Origin of the sequence: Amycolatopsis acidicola, from assembly GCF_007713735.2 — a bacterium.
Taxonomy (GTDB): Bacteria; Actinomycetota; Actinomycetes; order Mycobacteriales; family Pseudonocardiaceae; genus Amycolatopsis_E; species Amycolatopsis_E acidicola.
The window spans coordinates 1-17603 of the sequence record NZ_VMNW02000130.1; the positions used below are offsets into that span (position 1 = coordinate 1).

Consider the following 17603-nt stretch of genomic DNA (forward strand, 5'->3'; position numbering starts at 1 on the left):
CCCCGCACCCCCGGCCCGCGCAGCCCCAAGCCCTGGAAAACAAACTGACTTCAGTTTAGGCTCCCAGGAATGGTCCATCCAGAGCGGGAGCGAACGGAGTCCGGGATGCAGTTGCTGGCGGGGAAATCCGTGCTGGTCACCGGGGCGGCGCGCGGGCTGGGCGCCGCCATCGCGGAGGCATGCGTGCGGCACGGAGCGAACGTGCTGGTCACCGACATCCTCGCCGAAGAACTGCGGCGAACCGCGGAAGCCCTTGGCTCGCAGGCGTATCCGCAGGTCCTCGACGTCACCAGCGAAGCGTCGTGGGCCGCGGCGGCGCGGGTGGCGCGTGAGCGGTTCGGCGGCCTGGACGTGCTGGTCAACAATGCCGGGCTGATCGTCGGCAAGCCGCTCGCCGGGCAGACCGCGGCCGATCTCGAACGGAGTTTCCGGGTCAACGTCACCGGCACGTTCCTCGGCCTGCAGGCGTTCGTGGCGCTACACAAGGAAACCGGCGCGAAGGCCGGGTCGGTGATCAACATCGCCTCGGTCCGCGGCCTCATCGGCGGCGCGGGCGCGACGACGTATTCGGCGACCAAGTTCGGCGTCCGCGGGCTGGCGAAGTCCGCGGCGGTGGAGCTCGGCCCGCTCGGCATCCGCGTCAACGCCCTCTGTCCCGGCCCGATCGAGAGCGAGATGAGCGTCGGGAACCCGCAGTTCGCGGGCGCGGATTGGGGAGCGTACGCCGCGAAACTGCCGTTGGGCAGGCTCGGCCGCCCGTCCGACATCGGGGAGGCGGCCGCGTGGCTCGGCTCCGACGCGAGCGCCTTCGTGACCGGCATCGACCTGCCGGTGGACGGCGGACTCACCGCGACGTCCTACAGCATCGAACTCGCGAGCTGAGCGGCATGAACCATCCCGCCGCCGCGCCGTTCCGGATCGGCTCGCTCGAACTCCGCAACCGCCTCGTCGTCTCGGCGCACGGGCTTGCCACGGTCACCGAGGGCGTGCCCGGCGAACTGGACGCCCGGTACTGGTCCCGGCTTTCGCGCGGCGGGGCCGGTCTCCTCATCGCGGGTGGCACCCAGGTCTCGGCCGATTCGGTGCTACGCAACAGGATTCTCACCGAGGCCTACGCCGAGCGCGCGATGTCCGGGCTCCGGTCGCGTGCCGAAGCCATGCGCTCCGGGGGAGCGGTCGCCGGGATCCAGCTCGGTCACCTGGGCCGCGAGACGCTGGGCGCGGGGACGTTCCTGCCGTTCGTGGCGCCGAGTCCGGTCCGCGGTCCACGCGAGCCTGCCGCCGCGCACACGCTCGACGATCGGGAGATCACCCGGATCGTCGAGGATTTCCGGCTCAGCGCGAGGCATTGCGCGGAGGCGGGCTTCCAGGTCATCGAGATCCACGCGGCGCACGGCTATCTGCTCGCCCAGTTCCTGTCGCCGTTCGCGAACATCCGCACCGACCGCTACGGCGCCGGAGTGCCCGGCCGCGCGCGGGCGCTCGCCGAGGTCGTGCAGGCAGTGCGGGAAGGCGCCGGTGATCAGGTGGTCGTCGGCGTGCGGGTGTCCACCGAGGGCGACGGTCCCGCGCACCTGAACCTGACGCACCTCGCCGAACTCCTGCCGCACGTGTCGGCCGAAGCGCCGTTCGACTACCTCAACCTCACGTGGGGCGACCGCGGTCGCTACGTGCCCGACATGGCGACGGAACGGCCGCCGTTGCTCGGCAGGACCGCCGAATTGCGCGCGGTGGTGCGGGTTCCGCTCATGCTCTGCTCGGCGTTCCGGGATCCCGGCGACATCGCCGCGGCGCTGAGCAGCGGTGCGGCTGACCTCGTCGGGTCGGCGCGGGCGCACATCGCCGATCCCGATTTCGCGCGCAAGGTCCTCGAAGGCCGGGGCGGCGAGATCCGGCCTTGCACCGCGTGTCTGCAGGACTGCCGCACCTACGAACCCACGGGTTTGTGCGTGGTGAACCCGGATTTGGCGCCCGCGGGGGAGCAGCGCAGGCCGGCGCGGCCGCTGTTGCTGACCGACTCGCGGCGGGCTTCCGGGGGAGGTCTTCTTGTTGTGGGCGCGGGTCCGGCGGGGCTGGAGTGCGCCGTCACCGCCGCCGAACGGGGTGTGCGGGTGACGTTGGTGGAGCGGGCCCAGGAGATCGGCGGGCAGCTTCGCATCGCGGGTGCCGCGCCGAACCGTTCGGGCTGGCTGGAGCTGATCGGCTATTACCAGCGGCGGATCGACGCGCTGGGCATCGAGCTGCGGCTCGGCGAACCTGTCTCCGTTGCCGACGTCGAGGCGGCCGGTGAAGTCGTGTGGGCCATCGGCGCGGAGGAAGCGGCGCCGCCGGTCGCTGACGCGGTCCGGTCCGGCGACGTCACGCCGGAATTGTTCGATGGCGCGGAATCGGTGCTGGTGGTGGACGACGGGTTCGGCTGGTGGCAGGCGATCGGCGCGGTGGAGGCAGCGCTGGAGTCCGATGTGGACAGTGTCGTGCTCGCGACGCCCGGCGCGGGATTCGCCACCTCCATCCCGGCGGAATCGCGGACGCAGTTCCTGGAGCGCCATCGGGGCGGGCCGCTGGAGGTCCGGGTGCTGCACCGGCTGGTGGCTGTGAAACCGTTGGCGCGCCTGGAAAATCTGCTCGACGGACGGCTGACCGAGCTGGCCGCCGACGTCGTGGTGCAGGTCGGTGAACGGTTCGCCCGGCCGGTCCCCGTGGCGTGCGGCACGGCCGCGACGGCGATCGGCGATTGTGTGGCTCCGCGTCAGGTCAGCCACGCCATCGCGGAGGGACGCGCGGCGGGGTTGTCCAGTGCTGGAACTCCGCGATGCACGTAGGGGGCGGTGAGGGAGCGGATCTCGTTCGCTGGGCCGGTGACGGTGATCCGGCGCCGCGTGCCCTCCGGGTGGCCTATTGCAACGTGTGCAAACCGGCGGTACCGTGATTGCAAACGATGGCAAAGTGGCCTGCGGCAGGCCCCCGGAGCACCAGACCTCATCACTTCGGCAAGCGCGACAAACCCAAGCGCGACAAACATGGCGAGCATGGCAGGCGCGGGGACGGTGGACGGCCCGTGCGGTTCGGCAACGATCGTCGGCGATCCACGATGTTCGCCGACGCCCGACGACGAGCCGCCCGACGTTCGGCGACCCCGCAGCGTCCGTCGGCGACCCACGGCGATCCGTGACGTTCGTCGGCGGCTCGCGGCAACCCGCGCGGTGTGGCAAGGCGACCCGCGCGGCGAGTCGCGAGGTCGCAACGCGACTCGCGGCGATCCGCGGTGTGGCAAGGCGACTCGCGACAACCCGCGCGGCCTGGCAGTGCGACCCGCGACAACCCGCGGCGTGGCAAGGCGACTCGCGACAACCCGCGCGGCCTGGCAGTGCGACCCGCGACAACCCGCGGCGTGGCAGTGCGACCCGTGGCGATCCGCGGCGTGGCAAGGCGACCCCGTGGCAACCTGCGGCGTTGCAAGGCGAACCCGCGGCAACCCGTGGCGTCGCAAGGCATTCGCGCCGACCAGTCGGCCGACCAGCCGTGCTTGGCTGCCGAGAGGGAAGGTGCCCGGAGGGGCTCACCGGGACGGTACTCGCTCCGTCCGAGGTCGTGGCGCCGTCCTGTCCGAGGAGTGAGGTCCATGGCCCCTGATCCCCTGGCTTTCCGTCACCACGCTGATCCACGCAGACGCGGCGCGCTGCTCGCCGCGGCCGTGTTGACCGCCGCCGTCGCGGCAGCCGTTCCGGCACCGGCCGCGACCGCGGCCACGACATCCGGCGGCGTCCTCTACAGCCCCAGCACCGCGAGCGGGTCCACAGAGGACGCCAGCTACCCCCGGGTGATCCGCCTCGAACACAGCGGCACCGCCAACGGCACCCTCTTGAGCACGTTCTCCCATTCCGGCACCGGCGTCTCCAAGGCGAATTTCCCGATCTACCGCTCCACCGACAACGGCGTGACGTGGACGTCCTCGCCGATCGGCACCGTCACCGACACCCAGCACGGCTGGGACCTCGACGGCCCCACCCTCTACGAACTTCCCCGCGCCGAAGGATCCCTCCCCGCCGGCACGCTCCTCGCGGCGGGCACCGCCTGGAACCACGGCGACTACACGCAGCAGGCCGTGGAAGTGTTCGTCTCCACCGACCACGGCGCCACCTGGACCTACCGCAGTTCCTGCGCCGCCGAATCGGGCATGGCGAACACGACCGGCCACGGCATCTGGGAACCCGAGTTCACGACCACCGACCACGGCCTGATCTGCTACTACTCCGACGAACGCCCCTCCACCACCAACTACGCCCAGGTCCTCGCGCACACCGTGTCGACCGACGGCGGGCTCACCTGGGGCAGTGAGGTCTACGACGTCGCCGTGCAGAACGGCGTCGAGCGCCCCGGCATGACGACCGTCGTCGCGCTGCCCAACGGCACCTACGCGATGACCTACGAGGACTGCAAAGCCGGATTCGACCCCGACCAGGCCTGCGACGTCTACCTCAAGACCTCGTCCGACGCCGAGTCGTGGAACCCCGGCAGCCTCGGCACCCGCATCGAGACCAGCGACCACCGCTTCCTCCTCCACACTCCTTACCTGGCCTGGTCTTCCGCGGGCGGCGCGAACGGAACGCTGATCGCGTCCGGGCAACGGGTGGTCGCCGGGACGGACGGTTCACTCGCCGTCCAGCCCGAGGACGGGCACGTGCTGTTCGTGAACCGGAACCTCGGCACGGGCGCCTGGGAGGAGATCACCACACCCGTCACCACGGCCCCCACCGGCGGCTACGACGCGGGCGAAACCTCCTGCGCCGGGTACAGTTCGCCGCTCCTGGCCGCGGCTTCCGGCAACACTTTCCTGATGCTCTCGGGCACCCACGTCTCCACGGGCAAATGCGCGACCCGGTTCGGCACAGCGACTTTGCCGAACGCGCAGGGCACGATCACCGGCCCCGGCGACACCGGCAAATGCGTCGACGTGAACACCAACACCTCGGTCAACGGCAACGCGGTGCAGCTCTACACCTGCGGCATCGCGGCGGGCCAGCAGTGGTCGCTGGAGACCGACGGCACGATCCGCGCCTACGACAAATGCCTCAACATCGTGGGCAACGGCACCGCGAACTCCACCAAGGTCGAACTGCGCGACTGCCTCGGCACGGCCGCGCAGCAATGGCAGGTCCGCGCCGACGGTTCGATCTACAACCCGCAGTCGGGCCGCTGCCTCGACGACCCCGCCGCCCAGACGGCGGACGGCACGCAGCTGCAGATCTACGACTGCAACGGCCTGTTCACCCAGGTCTGGCACGTCCCGGCCTGACCCCGGACAGCAAGGAAGGCCGGTCCCGCGCGGGACCGGCCTTCCTTGTGCGCCGGGACTCAGTCGCGGCCGCCGCGCCGGTTCGGTTCCTCCACCACCGCCGCGTCCACGAACGTCCGTGCCAGCACCTCGCCCGCCACGACCAGCCACAGGTGCAGCCGCGCCGGACCACCGGGCGCCGGGACAGTCAGCGAAACCGCGTCACTGAGCCGAAAAGGCTCCGCCCGCACGCCAACCGAATCCCCGGCCGCCGCGGGAAGACCGCGCGAGCCCGAGACGCCCCACGCCGCGTGCACAGTGCCGGTGATCGGCGCCGCGCCGGTGTGGGAGACGTGCACGTCCACGGTCAGCGGCCCGGCGGGCACCGGGATGTCCGCCCCGGCATGCGCGGGCACGAGATCCACGACCAGCGTGGTCGGCGCGAACGCGTCGGCCGGGTCGAGCCCGCCCCAGTCCTTGCGCCGGCGGTGCGTGTCCAGCAGGCCCGCCATCTCGTGCTCGACGTCGGTCAGCTCGGTGTAGATGTAGCCCGCGAACCGGTCGTGCCGCCGGATTTCCTGCGTCTGCCAGCGCACGTGCCACGCCCGCTCCAGGCTCGTGAACCCCGCGCCGAACTCACTGTTGAGTACCGGCACGCCGGAGCGCGGGAACTCGGGCGAGCCGTAGAAGGACTTGTCGACGAGGAAATCCGGCGAGAGCTTCACCTCGAACGTCTCCCGCTCGCCGGACGCCAGCGCGGCGAGGTTTTCCGCCCAGGCACGCGGATTCTCGTCGTAGTAGTGCCAGTCGACCAGGTCCGTCTTCACGTGCGCCCAGCCGGAGTTCTCGACGATCGGCCGCGTGTCGTCGAGCGCGCGCATCAGGTCGTAGGCGCGTTCGGCCGCGGCGGCCCGCTCCGGGCTGCCCGGGATGTCCCAGTCCAGCCCCCATTCTTCGTTGTACAGCCCCCAGATCACGATCGACGGGTGGTTCCCGTCGCGCCGCACGAGATCGGGCAGCTGCGCCTCGAACCCCGCCGCGGCGGCCGGGCTGAACCGGCTCGGGCACGGGGGTTCGGCCCAGACCAGCATGCCGGTGCGGTCGGCGTAGTCGAGCCACCGCGGTTCCTCGAACTTGAGATGCTTGCGCACCAACGAAAACCCGAGCTCCCGCGCGAGGTCGAGGTCCCGCACCAGCGCTTCGCCGTCCGGCGCGGTGAGCCCGGTCTCGGGCCAGTAGCCCTGGTCGAGGACGCCGCGCACATAAAGCCGTTCCCCGTTGAGGTAAAGCGCTTCACCGCGAGTTTCGATCCGCCGCAGGCCGCCGGTCACGTTGAGCTCGTCGGCTTCCGGCCCTTCGCCCACGCGCAGCGCGACACGGTAGAGGTGCGGCGACGAGGGGCTCCACAACTGCGGTGTCTCGATGTCCAGCCTGCCCTGGAACCGGCCGCCGGTCACCGGAAGCACGGTTTCCCGGCCGTCCCATTGGGCCACGACCACCGCGCCGGGATCGTCCCCGGCGAGTGAGCCGGCGATGTCGAAGCCGGTCAGCGAATCCCCGCGCAGCGAGACCTCCGCGACATACGTGCGCCCGCGCGCTTCCAGCCAGACGCTTTGCCAGATCCCCGAAGTCGGCGTGAACGAGACGCCGTCGTAGTCGTCGCGCGGGATCGAGCGCTGCTTGCCGTGCGGGATTTCCCGTTTGTCCGCCGGGGCTTCCACCTCGACGCTCAGCTCCGCGGGCCGCCCCGGCGCGAGCACGCCGGTGACGTCGAACTCGAACGAGCTGTGCCCGCCGACGTGCGAGCCGACCGGCCTGCCGTCGACCGACACGGTCGCCCGGTGGTGCACGGCACCGAAGCACAGCACCACCCGGCGCCCGGCCCAGTCCGCGGGAACGGTCACCGTCCGCGTGTAGACCGCGTGCTCCAGCCAGGTCCGCTGAACCCCGGAAGCCTTGGTCTCCCAGGCGAACGGGACGAGGATCGACCCGGGTGCCCCGTCGTCCGCGGTGAACCGCCAGCGCCCGTTCAGGCTCAGCCACCGCGCGGAACGGTCCCGGTCGGGCCGCGGGTATTCGGGCCGGGGTACCGCCTCCGCGACGCGCGGTCCGGCGGCGTTCTCGGCAATCGTCATGTGTGTCAGCCCTTTACGCTCCCGGCGAGGATGCCGTTGATGAAATGCTTCTGCAGCAGGATGAACAGGATCAGCAGGGGCAGGAGCGCGACCGACGCGGCGGCGAGCAGCTCGCCGGTGACGGTCGCGTAGTCGGCGCCCACCCGGTTTCCGGAGATGTTCTGGGCCAGCGTCGTGAGGACCACCTGGAGGGTGGCCATCCGGCTGGAACTGGCCGCCACCACCGGCCAGACGACGTCGTTGTAGATGTTCATGATCGTCAGCACGCCCAGGCCCGCGAGCCCCGGCCGGATCGCCGGCACGACCACGCGCCAGAAGATCCCGAACTCGCCGCACCCGTCGACGCGGGCGGCGTCGAGCAGCTCGTCCGGCACCGCCGCGATCACCTGGCGCATCCAGAAGATCGCGAACGCGTCCACCGAACCGGGCAGCACCAGCGCCTGGTAGGTGTTGACCCAGCCGAGCTCCTTCATTTCCAGCAGCAGCGGGATGATCAGGACGATCGTCGGCAGCATCAGCGTCAGCAGCACGGCCCCGAAGATCAGGTGCTGCCCGCGGAACCGGTACTTCGCGAACGCGTAGGCCGCCAGCGGGGCGAAGAACAGGGTGATCGCGCCCTTCGCGACCAGCACGACGCCGGTGTTGACGAACCCGCTGCCGATCGGCACGTCCTGGAACATGCCGCGGAAGTTGGCGAGGGTGAAGGTGGCCGGGTCGAAGCCGAGCGGGTCCCGGATGATGTCGCCCGCCGGTTTGAACGAGGACAGCACCGCCCACGCCACCGGGGCGAGCAGCGCCACGGTCAGCACGAGCAGGAACACGTGCGAGCCGGGGAACGACCGCCCGCGGCGGGCATCGAGGGTCGCCATGGTCAGTCCTCCGTTCGCAGCAGCCGGACGAACAGCACCGACACCGCCATCACGACGATCACCAGCAGGAACGAGTTCGCCGCCCCGGTGCCGAGATCCGCGCGGCTGATGTGCTCGAACAGGAAGAGCCCGGCCGTGGTGGTCGAGTTGTAGGGACCGCCCTTGGTCACCACGTACGGCTCGGTGAAGATCTGGAACACCGCGAGTGTCTGCAGTACCAGGCAGAACATCAGCGTACGGCGCAGCAGCGGCACCGTGATACTCCACAGCTGCCGCACCCGGCCCGCGCCGTCGAGCGACGCCGCCTCGTACAGGTCGGAATCCACCTGCTGCAGTCCGGAAAGGACGATCAGGACGACGAAACCCGTGGTCTTCCACAAAAACAGCAGCGCCAGCGTCGGCTTGGCCCAGGCGCTGGTGACGAGCCAGCCGACCGGGGGCAGGCCGAGCCCGCCGAGCACCGCGTTCACCGCGCCGTAGTTCTGGTCGAACAGCACGATCCAGATCTGGGCGATCGCGACGAGCGGCATCACGAACGGCACGACGAACGCGACCCGGTAGAACCCGCGCAGCCGCCGGATGGTGTTGAGCAGCACGGCGACGATCACCGACACCACCAGCTGCACCGGGACCACCAGCAGCCACAGCACCCCGGAGTTGCCCAGCGACGCCCAGAAAGCGCTGTTGGACAACAGATAGCGGTAGTTCCCGAAGCCGACCCACTGCGCCGCGCCCGTGCCGTGCCAGTCGGTGAAACTCAGGCGCAGCGTAAAGAACAGCGGGTACACGCTGAAGGCGAGGAACACCGCCACGAACGGCAATACGAACGCGTAAGGCGCGAGGCGGCGGCGCCACGACAGAGTGCGCCTCCGCCGTGGCGTCTTCACCGCGCGAGGAGTGGCCGGCGGTGTTCCGCGGAACACCGCCGGGGCGGGACGGGTGGTCATTTGCGCTCGACCAGGTTGGTCTGGATGTCCTTGCTCGCCTGGTCGATGACCTGCTGCGGGGTCATGCTGCCGTCCAGCATCTTCTGCAGATCGGTGCCGAGGTAGTCGGTCGCGGCCTCCCACCAGGTCGGGATCGGCGCGCTGCCCGGGATTTCCCGGCCCGCCGCGACGGCTGTCTGCCACAGGTCCTGCCCGCCCATCGCGTCGATCGGCTGGAACAGCGGCTTGGCCGGGTCGGCGGCGGGCTGGTAGGCCGGGACGGAGGTGTTCATCCCGCCCGGGTAGACCGAGTTCGGGCCGTAGACGGCGCTGTACCCGGCAGGGTCGAACGTCAGGAACTGGTAGAACAACCAGGCCAGTTGCGGGTTCTTGGAGTCCTTGGGGATCACGAACGACGAGCCGCCCATCGCGCCGCTGCGCGCGCCACCCTCGGACCAGGCCGGCAGCGCCATCGCACGCCAGTCGCCCTTCGTCGCGGTCAGCTGCTGCTGCGGGGCGTAGTCGAACCAGATCGCCCACGGGTAGAAGACCTCGTCGCCGGAGTCGAGCGCGCCGACGTCACTGGGCTTGAGGTACTCCGCGCGGGTGCCGAGCCCGTCCTTCTGCACGGTGTCGAGCCAGGTCAGGATCTGCTGGTACGGCGCGGAGTTCAGGCGCAGCGAGCCGTCCGGGCCGGCCAGGCTGGTGCCGAACTGGCTCGCGTACATCTCGAGCTGGAGCTGGCTGTTGAACGAGTCCTGCTCCAGGTGGATCGGCTTGGAGCCGGGCTTGTACTGCTGGTACTTCTTCGCCGCGGCAAGGAGATCGTCGTAGGTCTTGATCCCGTCCGGGTCGATTCCCGCCGCGCTGAGCGCTTTCGCGTTGTAGAAGAGCAGGCCGGGGTCGAGGTCGAACGGCACGCCGTAGATGCCGCCGTTGACGGTGTTGACGTCGACCTTCTGTTTCGCGATGTCCTTGACGTAGGGCGCGAGCACGTCCTTGAGGTTGTAGAGGTGGTCGACGTAGCTGCCGACCTTCGCGTCGTCGAGGAACACGCCGTCGGGCACGTCGGTGCCGGTGATCAGCGTGTTCTGCAGTTTCGAGTCGATGTCCACGGCCTCGTGGTGCACCGTGATGCCGGGGTACTTCTTGGTGAACTGCTGGATCGCGGCGTCGAACACCTTGTACAGGTCGCCGGAGCGGTCCCAGATGGTGATCTCGCCCTTCGGCGAGGCGTCCGTGGGAGCTTCGAGCATGGTGCCGGCGGCCTGGCCGCCGCCCGAACCGATGTCCGGTCCGCAGGCGGTCAGCCCGGTGACGAGCACGAGCGCGGCGGCGATGGCGGCGCCGCGACGGGCGAGGCGGCGGGGACTCCGTCCGCTCCGTCGGAGAGTGGGATTCATGGCACTCCTTTGTGCGGGGAGGGCGGCGGGTGGCGCGCGGGGAGGGGGCGCGCCCCCACTTTGCCAACGTGGGCAAACTGTAGAACATGCTTGCACACGTTGCAAACGCTAGGATGGGCGCTCCCGGGTGAAAGGATGGTCGATGGCGGCGACGTTGCGGGATGTGGCGGATCGGGCGCAGGTTTCGGTGCGCACGGTGTCGAACGTCGTCAGTGGCTACGAGCACGTCAGCGAGAAGATGCGCCAGCGCGTGCTCCGCGCGATCGACGAGCTCGGCTACATCCCGAACCCGGTCGCGCGCACCCTGCGCACCGGGCGCACCGGCCTGCTTTCCCTCGTGGTGCCCGAAATCGACGTGCCGTACTTCAGCCAGCTCGCCCGCGAGGTGATCGACGCGGCCGGGCATCTCGGGTTCCAGGTGATGATCGACCAGACCGGCCACGACCACGAGCGCGAACGCCAGCTGCTGCGCGGCGGCGGCAGGCGCAACCTGTTCGACGGGATGCTGTTCGCGTCGCTGGCCACCCGTGACGAGCTGCGTGACGTGAACCCGGCGAAGTCCTCGCCGCTGATCCTGCTCGGCGAGCACGTGTTCGACCGCCGCTTCGACCACGTCGCGATCGACAACGTCGTCGCGGCCCATGACGCCACCTCGCACCTGCTCGACCGTGGCTGCACGCGCATCGCGGCGATCGGCTCGCAGCCGAAGGAGTCGTACTCGACGCCGCTTCAGCGCACCGAGGGATTTCGGAAAGCGCTCCAAGAACGGGGCCTGGAGCCGGTGAACGCCTTGCAGCGCACCGCGGCCCACTACGGCCGCGCCGACGGGTACGCCGCAGCCACGTCCTTACTGCGCAAGGCAAAGCGCCCGGACGCCATGTTCTGCTACTCGGACCTGCTGGCGATGGGCGCGATCCGCGCGGTGTTCGACGCCGGCCTGCGCGTCCCGGAGGATGTCGCGATCATCGGTATCGACGACATCGAGGAAGGCCGGTACTCGCGGCCGTCGCTGAGCACGGTTTCGCTGGACACCCCGTTCATCGCCCGCACCGCGGTGTCGCGCCTCGCCGCGCGCATCGAGGATCCGTCCCTGCCCGCCGAGGAGTTCATCGCCCCGCACACCCTGATCGCGCGGGAGAGCACGGAGACCCGGCGGTAGGCCCGGAATTCGCTTCGCGGTCCTATGATCGGCCGATGACACACGGCTCGGCGGCGGTGCAGGTCAGTGGGGCGCGGCGGTCGCCCGTGCCGTCCGAGGGTGGCCGGCCGTGGTGGCGGCCCGCGTGGTCCAAGGCCTCGGCGATGCGCGCGGTGCGGGCCACGGTCGTGGTGCCGGGGCTGTTCGCGCTGAGCTACCAGGTCCTCGGCGACCTGCAGATCGCGACCTTCGCCGCGTTCGGCGGCTTCGCCACGCTCGTGCTGGCGTCGTTCGGCGGGCGCTGGCAGGACAAACTGCGCGCGCACCTCGGGCTCGCGCTCACGGGCACCGTGCTGGTGGTGATCGGCACGGCCGTGAACTCCTCGGTGCTGCTGGCCTCGCTGGTCACCATCCCGGTCACGTTCGCGGTGCTGTTCGCCGGAGTGGCGGGGCCGAACGCCGCGTCGGGCGGCACGGCCGCGCTGCTGGCGTATGTCCTGCCCGCGGCGTCGCCGGGCACGCTCGACATGATCCCGGCGCGCCTCGGGGGCTGGTGGCTGGCCTCGGTCGCGGGCACGCTCGCGGTCCTGGCCTTTTCGCCGCGCCCCTCGGGTTTCGCGCTGCGAGAGGCGGCAGCGCGCTGCGCGCGTGCGCTGGCGGAGCTGCTCGATGCGGCGCTGGCGGGCGATTCCGCGCAGGAGCACCGCGCCGCTTCGCGTAAGGCCAAGCACGAACTGGTCACCACGTTCACAGCCACGCCGTACCGGCCGACCGGGCTCGCGACGGCGGACCAGGCCATGGACAACCTCGTCGGGCTCCTCGAATGGGCCACCTACGTGATCAACGACAGCCTGGGGGAGTACCGCGATCTGACCGGGATCGCCGTCGAGGAAAGGAAATTACTCACCGAGACCGCCGCCGTGTTGCGGGATGTCGGCGCGTTGCTCGACGGCGGCGACGTGTCGGCGGACCTGGAACCGCTCGAGCGGCGGCTCGCCGAGAGCGTCGAATACCTGCGGCACCGCAACAGCGCCGCCGACGGCTACGCCGAGGCTGTGCACGTTTCCTTCCACGCCCGCACGGCGGCGGTGGCCGCGCACACCGCGATGGCCGACGCGCTCGTCGCGTCCGGCCGCGCCGACCGGTCGACCGTGTCCGGCTCGCAACGCCGTTGGTACGGCGACAGCTTCGAGTCCGCGGCGCTCGGCCAACGCCGTCTGGCCGGACTGGTCGTGGCGACGCGCGCCGTGTCCCGGCACGCGAGCCTGCGCTCGGTGTGGTTCCTCAACAGCACGCGCGGCGCGCTCGCGCTGGCGGCGGCCGTCGCGGTCGCGGGGCTGACCGGGGTCGAGCACGGGTTCTGGGTCGTGCTCGGCACGATGTCGGTCCTGCGCACCAGCGCCGCGTCGACCGGGGCGACGGCGTTTCGTGCGCTGCTGGGCACGGTGATCGGGTTCGTGATCGGCGCGCTGCTGCTGTTGGCCATCGGCACCAGCCCGGCCGCGCTGTGGGTGGCGCTGCCGGTCGCGGTGTTCGTGGCGGCTTACGCGCCGGGCGCGTTGCCGTTCACCGCGGGACAGGCGGCCTTCACGGTCGTGGTTTCGGTGCTGTTCAACATTCTCGCGCCGGCCGGCTGGGCGATCGGCGTCGTGCGGATCGAGGACGTCGCGATCGGGTGCGCGGTGAGCCTGCTCGTCGGGATCGTGTTCTGGCCGCGGGGCGCGGCGTCGGTGGTGGCCGACGACCTGGCCGACGCGTTGCGGGCGGGCGGCACGTACCTGGCCGAGTCGGTGGACTGGGCGCTCGGACTGCGCACCGCGCTACCCCAAGCGGGCACGGCGATCGCCGCGGGCGTGCGCCTGGACGACGCGTTGCGCGGATTCCTCGCCGAACAGGGCACGAAACGCATGCCGAGGGAGGAACTGTGGCGGCTCGTCGCGGGCACCATGCGGGCCCGCCTGACCGCGTATTCCCTCGCGGGACTGCCGAATCCGGCGTCGGGGCCGGAGGTGTTCCGGACCCTGAGCGCGCAGGCCGGGCAGCTCGCCGCCTGGTACGACCACCTCGCGTCGCGGCTCGACCGGACCGACCACGGCGCGGTGCCCCTGCTCACGCCCCCGGAATTCCGCGATCCACGGGACGCCGGCGCGACCGTGGCCGACCTGTCGTGTGCTTTGTGGGTCGGGGAACACCTGCGGCACCTCATGGAGCGCCTGCCGGAACTCGTCGGCCCGGCGACCCTCGTCGCCGACCTCCGCCACCGGCCATGGTGGCGGTGACCGGGAACCGGTTCGAACGGGCTTGCGTGGCGGTGCGGGTAGGGGCCCCACCCGTCGCCCACCACCACCCTCAACGGGCGCGCTCCGCGCGACTCCACCGATTCGAACCCCCGGCGGTGCCAGCGCACGGCCCACCGCAAGCGGCTCCGCCACTTCTCAAAAATCTCTAGTCGTGGCGTGAGCGTCTCGTGCTGAACAGGCGGATCGAGCCGGCCAGCAAGGCGACCACGGTTCCGGCGACCATCAGGGGGAAACCGGTCATCACCGGGACTCCCACGGTCAGCGCCTGGGATTCGAGACTTCCCGAGGGGCGCAGGAAAACCTCGGCCGCGAGCACGCCCGCGACGATCATCAGCAACGGCGGGGTGCACAACACGAGCAGCACGCCCCGCCGCCGCACCACCAGCACGGCCAGCAGGCAGCCGCCGATGAAGGCCGTCCCGAACGGGAAGCCGAACCGCTGCGTCACGCGCAGGTCGAAGTAGCTCGCCGCCGCGCAGACGAGGACGACGAGCAGCATCACGACCACCGAGGGCAGCCCGCGTTCGCGGTCATCCGACCCGGACTGTCCCTCCGTGGCCGGTCCCGATCGGGGAAGTGGTTCACGCACGACTCCATGATGCCGTGCCCGCCGCCGCGGCGACCACGTCAGGGCCTCAGTCGGTGACGTACCACTGTCCTCCCTGGTACTCGAGCACGGCGTCGCCCAGGTCTTCGTCGGTGAACCTGACCGCCGCCACCACCGCGCGCGCCGGGATCTCCACCTTCTTCGCACTGTCCACTTTGATGCCCGTCCGGTCGACGACGGCGCTCTTCAGCGCGGTCTTCTGGGCGGCGGAGATCATCTGGAACGTGATCGGGAACGTCTGCTCGCACGGCCCGAGGCCCTCGTCCTCCGCCTTTTTCGCGGCAGGCGCGGCGATCTCGCAGGCGGTCGCCAGGTCCTCCCTGCCCACCGCGTGCAGGAAGGTTTCGTACCGCCGGACCGCGTCGTCGGTCGGGGACGAGCGGGTGGACGTGGTCGGCGGCGCGGTCGACGACGGTGCGGCCGAGGACTGCGTGGCCACGACGGAGGGCGGTGGCGCGGCGGCACTCGAAGGCACCGGGTCGCTTCCACCACCCGAGCATCCGGCGATCAGCAGGACGGCGCCCGCGGCGAGGAAAGACAATGCGCGAACGGACATGGAGTGCCTTTCGGGTCAGGAAGAACGTCCGGAGCATAAGCGACGGTCGTGGCCTCGCGGGGCGGAATCCGGGAGATCGGGGAAAACGCACGTTTCGGTGGCGCGGGCACCCGGTTGGTGATCTGATGATGTTTTGTGACCGAAACATGGCAGGTGCCGGGGTTCGCCGAAGTGGACGTACTCGGCACGGGTGGTTTCGGCCGGGTCGTGCTCGCGAAGCACGAGGCCTCGGGGCAGCTCGTCGCGGTCAAGTACCTGCACGGGGAATTCCTCGCGGACCGGGGGATCGCCGAGGGGTTCCGGCGGGAAGCGTGGCTGCTGCGCGGGGTCGTGAGCCCGCACGTGGTGCGCCTGTTCGAGTTCGTGGAGTCACCACGGGGCGCGGCGCTGGTGATGGAAGCCGTGCCCGGGGTATCGCTGCGGGCGCTGCTGGCCACCGAGAACACGCTGGCGCCGGAGTCGGCGCTGGCGATCCTGAAGGGTTCGCTCCTCGGGCTGGCCGCGGCGCACGCGGCGGGTGTCGTGCACCGCGACTACAAACCCGGCAACGTGCTGGTCTCCCGCGAGGGCGAGTCGAAGCTGGTGGACTTCGGCCTGGCCACATTGGACGGACACAGTGGACTCGCGGCGGGGTCACCGTCCTATATGGCCCCGGAACAGTGGGCGGGCAGCCCGGGCATGCCCGCCACCGACGTGTACGCGGCCACTTGCGTGTTCTTCCAGTGCATCACCGGGCATCGGCCCTTCGAAGCCGACACCACCGACCAGCTCCGCTCGTTGCACGAGCGCGCATCGGTGCCGCTCGACGCGGTGCCCGAGGTGTTGCGCCCGCTGATCGCGCGGGGCATGGCCAAGGATCCGGCGTGGCGCCCGCCGAGCGCGGAGGCCTTCGTGGCCGAGCTCGAGGCGACGGCTCGCGCGGCCTACGGCAAGGACTGGGAGCGGCGCGGCTGGAAGCGGCTCGCCACCTCCGTGGCCGCGCTGACCGCCTTGACCCCGCTCGCTTTGCTGACGACGGCGGGCATCGCGGCCGCGCCGGTCACCGCCGCGGGCGGGGCGGGAACGGGGGTGTTCGCGGCGACCGTGGGCAAGATCGTCGTCTCGGTGCTGGCGATCGGCGCGCTCGTCGCCGGCGGGGTGTGGATCTACTCCCGCCTCGGCGACGCGCCACGGGATGCCGCGTTGTCCGTGGCCGTGCAGACGGCGAACGGGCAGGACGCCACCTTGCCCATTTCGTACTCACTGCAGTACCCGCAGGTTTCGGGGCACGCGGATGCCGTTGTGCAGCAACGCATCAACGACGCCCTGCGCACGCCGATCGACCGGCGGCTGCAGAGCCTGCGGCAGGAACTGGCCGATCCTGAGATCCTCAACATGGTGCGGGAGCGCGGTGACACGCTCAACGCGCGCACGACGGCCGTGGTGCTGCTGCAGACTCCGAGCCTGCTTTCCGTGCGCTACGACCACACCCTCGACTCGGCGGTGATCGCCCACTCCAGCTGGCAGTTCGGCGAGACCGTGAACGTCGATCTGACCACCGGGCAAGTGCTCGGGCCGCGGGAGATGTTCCGGCCGGAGGTCCTCAACGCGGCCGGGATGGCCACGCTGACCGAACGGCTGACCCCGCACACGAAGAACGGGTTCTGCAGTACGCCGGCGATCGGCGACTACGGCGGCGAGCAGGTGTCGATCGATGCGGCCGAACGGATCCAGGGCGGGGACCACGTGCCCGCCGCGGACATCGGGTTCACCGGGACCGGGATGGTGTTCCTGATCAAGTGGTACGACCTCGGGTGCGTCGAGGCGGCCGGGCAGGAGACGGTCACCCTGCCCTATGACGAAGCCACCGATCTCCTGCGGCCGCAGCTGCTGACGATGCTCGGCAGGGAGGCTTCGGCGTCATCGGCTCCGGGGAAGACGTACACCAACCCCCGCTTCGGTTTCAGCACGCTCGTGCCCGAAGGCTACGACGCGAGCCCGTACAGCCCGCCCGACGGCGATGGCATGCAGTACACCGATGCCGCGCTCGGGGCGACGTTCACCGTGTGGGGCGCCAACGACGGCCGGACCGCACAGGAAATCCTGGCGGCCGCGTCGAAGGAGGTCGTCGCCGAGGGCGGCCAGGTGACCCACCAGGCGGCCAACGAGACGACTTACACCCTCTCCGGGTATGGAGCCGATGGCCGCATTTTCTACGAACGCGGTTACGCCGGATCGGCCTCCCGCGCCACCATGCGCTGGGTCTACCCGCGCGAGCACAAGGCCGAGTTGGATACCCCGGTCGAGAGGACGGCGGATGCCTTCCACCCAGGAGATCTGACGCAGCGGCACTGATCTCGATATGGCCGACCACCCCAACCGCCACCCGGCAACGCGAAGCGAGCTGTCCCACCG

Annotated in this window: 12 protein-coding genes; 6 read left to right on the forward strand and 6 right to left on the reverse strand. The window is 70.6% G+C overall.

Annotation, left to right across the window (positions count from 1 at the left end):
• Positions 1-69: 69 nt before the first annotated feature.
• From FPZ12_RS42345 to FPZ12_RS42355, 3 genes are all read left to right on the forward strand, one after another.
• Positions 70-882 (forward strand): SDR family NAD(P)-dependent oxidoreductase, encoded by an 813-nt coding sequence (locus FPZ12_RS42345; RefSeq protein WP_144760867.1) that lies wholly within the window; start codon positions 70-72, stop codon positions 880-882.
• 5 nt (positions 883-887) lie between these two features.
• The gene (locus FPZ12_RS42350; protein WP_144760864.1) at positions 888-2822 is read left to right on the forward strand and encodes an oxidoreductase; all 1935 of its coding nucleotides are present in this window, start codon (positions 888-890) and stop codon (positions 2820-2822) included.
• An 800-nt stretch (positions 2823-3622) separates the two neighbouring features.
• Positions 3623-5296, forward strand: a complete 1674-nt coding sequence (locus FPZ12_RS42355; RefSeq protein WP_243770312.1) for a sialidase family protein — start codon at positions 3623-3625, stop codon at positions 5294-5296.
• 59 nt (positions 5297-5355) lie between these two features.
• Here FPZ12_RS42355 and FPZ12_RS42360 read toward each other — a convergent pair whose 3' ends face one another.
• From FPZ12_RS42360 to FPZ12_RS42375, 4 genes are read right to left on the reverse strand one after another with little or no spacing between them, the layout of a single operon-like run.
• On the reverse strand, positions 5356-7410 hold the full coding sequence (locus tag FPZ12_RS42360; RefSeq protein WP_144760861.1) for a glycoside hydrolase family 2 protein: 2055 nt from the start codon (positions 7408-7410) through the stop codon (positions 5356-5358).
• 5 nt (positions 7411-7415) lie between these two features.
• Complete coding sequence (locus FPZ12_RS42365) at positions 7416-8279, reverse strand: carbohydrate ABC transporter permease (RefSeq protein WP_144760858.1); 864 nt, start codon at positions 8277-8279, stop codon at positions 7416-7418.
• 2 nt (positions 8280-8281) lie between these two features.
• Positions 8282-9226 carry a carbohydrate ABC transporter permease gene (locus tag FPZ12_RS42370; RefSeq protein WP_144760855.1) on the reverse strand — a complete coding sequence of 315 codons (945 nt, stop codon included), beginning with the start codon at positions 9224-9226 and terminating at the stop codon, positions 8282-8284.
• Positions 9223-10608, reverse strand: a complete 1386-nt coding sequence (locus FPZ12_RS42375) for an ABC transporter substrate-binding protein (RefSeq protein ID WP_144760852.1) — start codon at positions 10606-10608, stop codon at positions 9223-9225. The genes FPZ12_RS42370 and FPZ12_RS42375 overlap by 4 nt, the downstream gene beginning before the upstream one ends.
• 142 nt (positions 10609-10750) lie before the next feature.
• On the opposite strand from FPZ12_RS42375, the gene FPZ12_RS42380 reads away from it, so the two are divergent.
• Both FPZ12_RS42380 and FPZ12_RS42385 read left to right on the forward strand, forming a co-directional pair.
• Positions 10751-11767 carry a LacI family DNA-binding transcriptional regulator gene (locus FPZ12_RS42380; RefSeq protein WP_144762274.1) on the forward strand — a complete coding sequence of 339 codons (1017 nt, stop codon included), beginning with the start codon at positions 10751-10753 and terminating at the stop codon, positions 11765-11767.
• A gap of 35 nt (positions 11768-11802) precedes the next feature.
• Positions 11803-14025: an FUSC family protein gene (locus FPZ12_RS42385; protein ID WP_144762271.1), complete on the forward strand. Its 2223-nt coding sequence runs from the start codon at positions 11803-11805 to the stop codon at positions 14023-14025.
• A gap of 166 nt (positions 14026-14191) precedes the next feature.
• On the opposite strand, the gene FPZ12_RS42390 is transcribed toward FPZ12_RS42385, so the two are convergent.
• Both FPZ12_RS42390 and FPZ12_RS42395 read right to left on the reverse strand, forming a co-directional pair.
• Positions 14192-14635 (reverse strand): DUF6542 domain-containing protein, encoded by a 444-nt coding sequence (locus FPZ12_RS42390; protein ID WP_144762268.1) that lies wholly within the window; start codon positions 14633-14635, stop codon positions 14192-14194.
• A 46-nt stretch (positions 14636-14681) separates the two neighbouring features.
• Positions 14682-15209, reverse strand: coding sequence for a hypothetical protein (locus FPZ12_RS42395; RefSeq protein ID WP_144762264.1), 528 nt, complete (start codon positions 15207-15209; stop codon positions 14682-14684).
• Positions 15210-15344: 135 nt separating this feature from the next.
• Here FPZ12_RS42395 and FPZ12_RS42400 point away from each other — a divergent pair, with 135 nt between their 5' ends.
• Entirely contained in the window at positions 15345-17543 is a 2199-nt protein-coding gene (locus FPZ12_RS42400; protein ID WP_150980756.1) for a protein kinase domain-containing protein, read from the forward strand.
• Positions 17544-17603 lie beyond the last annotated feature (60 nt).

Coding starts and splice junctions, on each gene's coding strand:
- FPZ12_RS42345 (WP_144760867.1), top strand. CDS start 70: ATGGTCCATCCAGAGCGGGAGCGAACGGAGTCCGGGATGCAGTTGCTG.
- FPZ12_RS42375 (WP_144760852.1), bottom strand. CDS start 10,608: ATGAATCCCACTCTCCGACGGAGCGGACGGAGTCCCCGCCGCCTCGCC.
- FPZ12_RS42360 (WP_144760861.1), bottom strand. CDS start 7,410: ATGACGATTGCCGAGAACGCCGCCGGACCGCGCGTCGCGGAGGCGGTA.
- FPZ12_RS42365 (WP_144760858.1), bottom strand. CDS start 8,279: ATGGCGACCCTCGATGCCCGCCGCGGGCGGTCGTTCCCCGGCTCGCAC.
- FPZ12_RS42355 (WP_243770312.1), top strand. CDS start 3,623: ATGGCCCCTGATCCCCTGGCTTTCCGTCACCACGCTGATCCACGCAGA.
- FPZ12_RS42370 (WP_144760855.1), bottom strand. CDS start 9,226: ATGACCACCCGTCCCGCCCCGGCGGTGTTCCGCGGAACACCGCCGGCC.
- FPZ12_RS42385 (WP_144762271.1), top strand. CDS start 11,803: ATGACACACGGCTCGGCGGCGGTGCAGGTCAGTGGGGCGCGGCGGTCG.
- FPZ12_RS42395 (WP_144762264.1), bottom strand. CDS start 15,209: ATGTCCGTTCGCGCATTGTCTTTCCTCGCCGCGGGCGCCGTCCTGCTG.
- FPZ12_RS42380 (WP_144762274.1), top strand. CDS start 10,751: ATGGCGGCGACGTTGCGGGATGTGGCGGATCGGGCGCAGGTTTCGGTG.
- FPZ12_RS42350 (WP_144760864.1), top strand. CDS start 888: ATGAACCATCCCGCCGCCGCGCCGTTCCGGATCGGCTCGCTCGAACTC.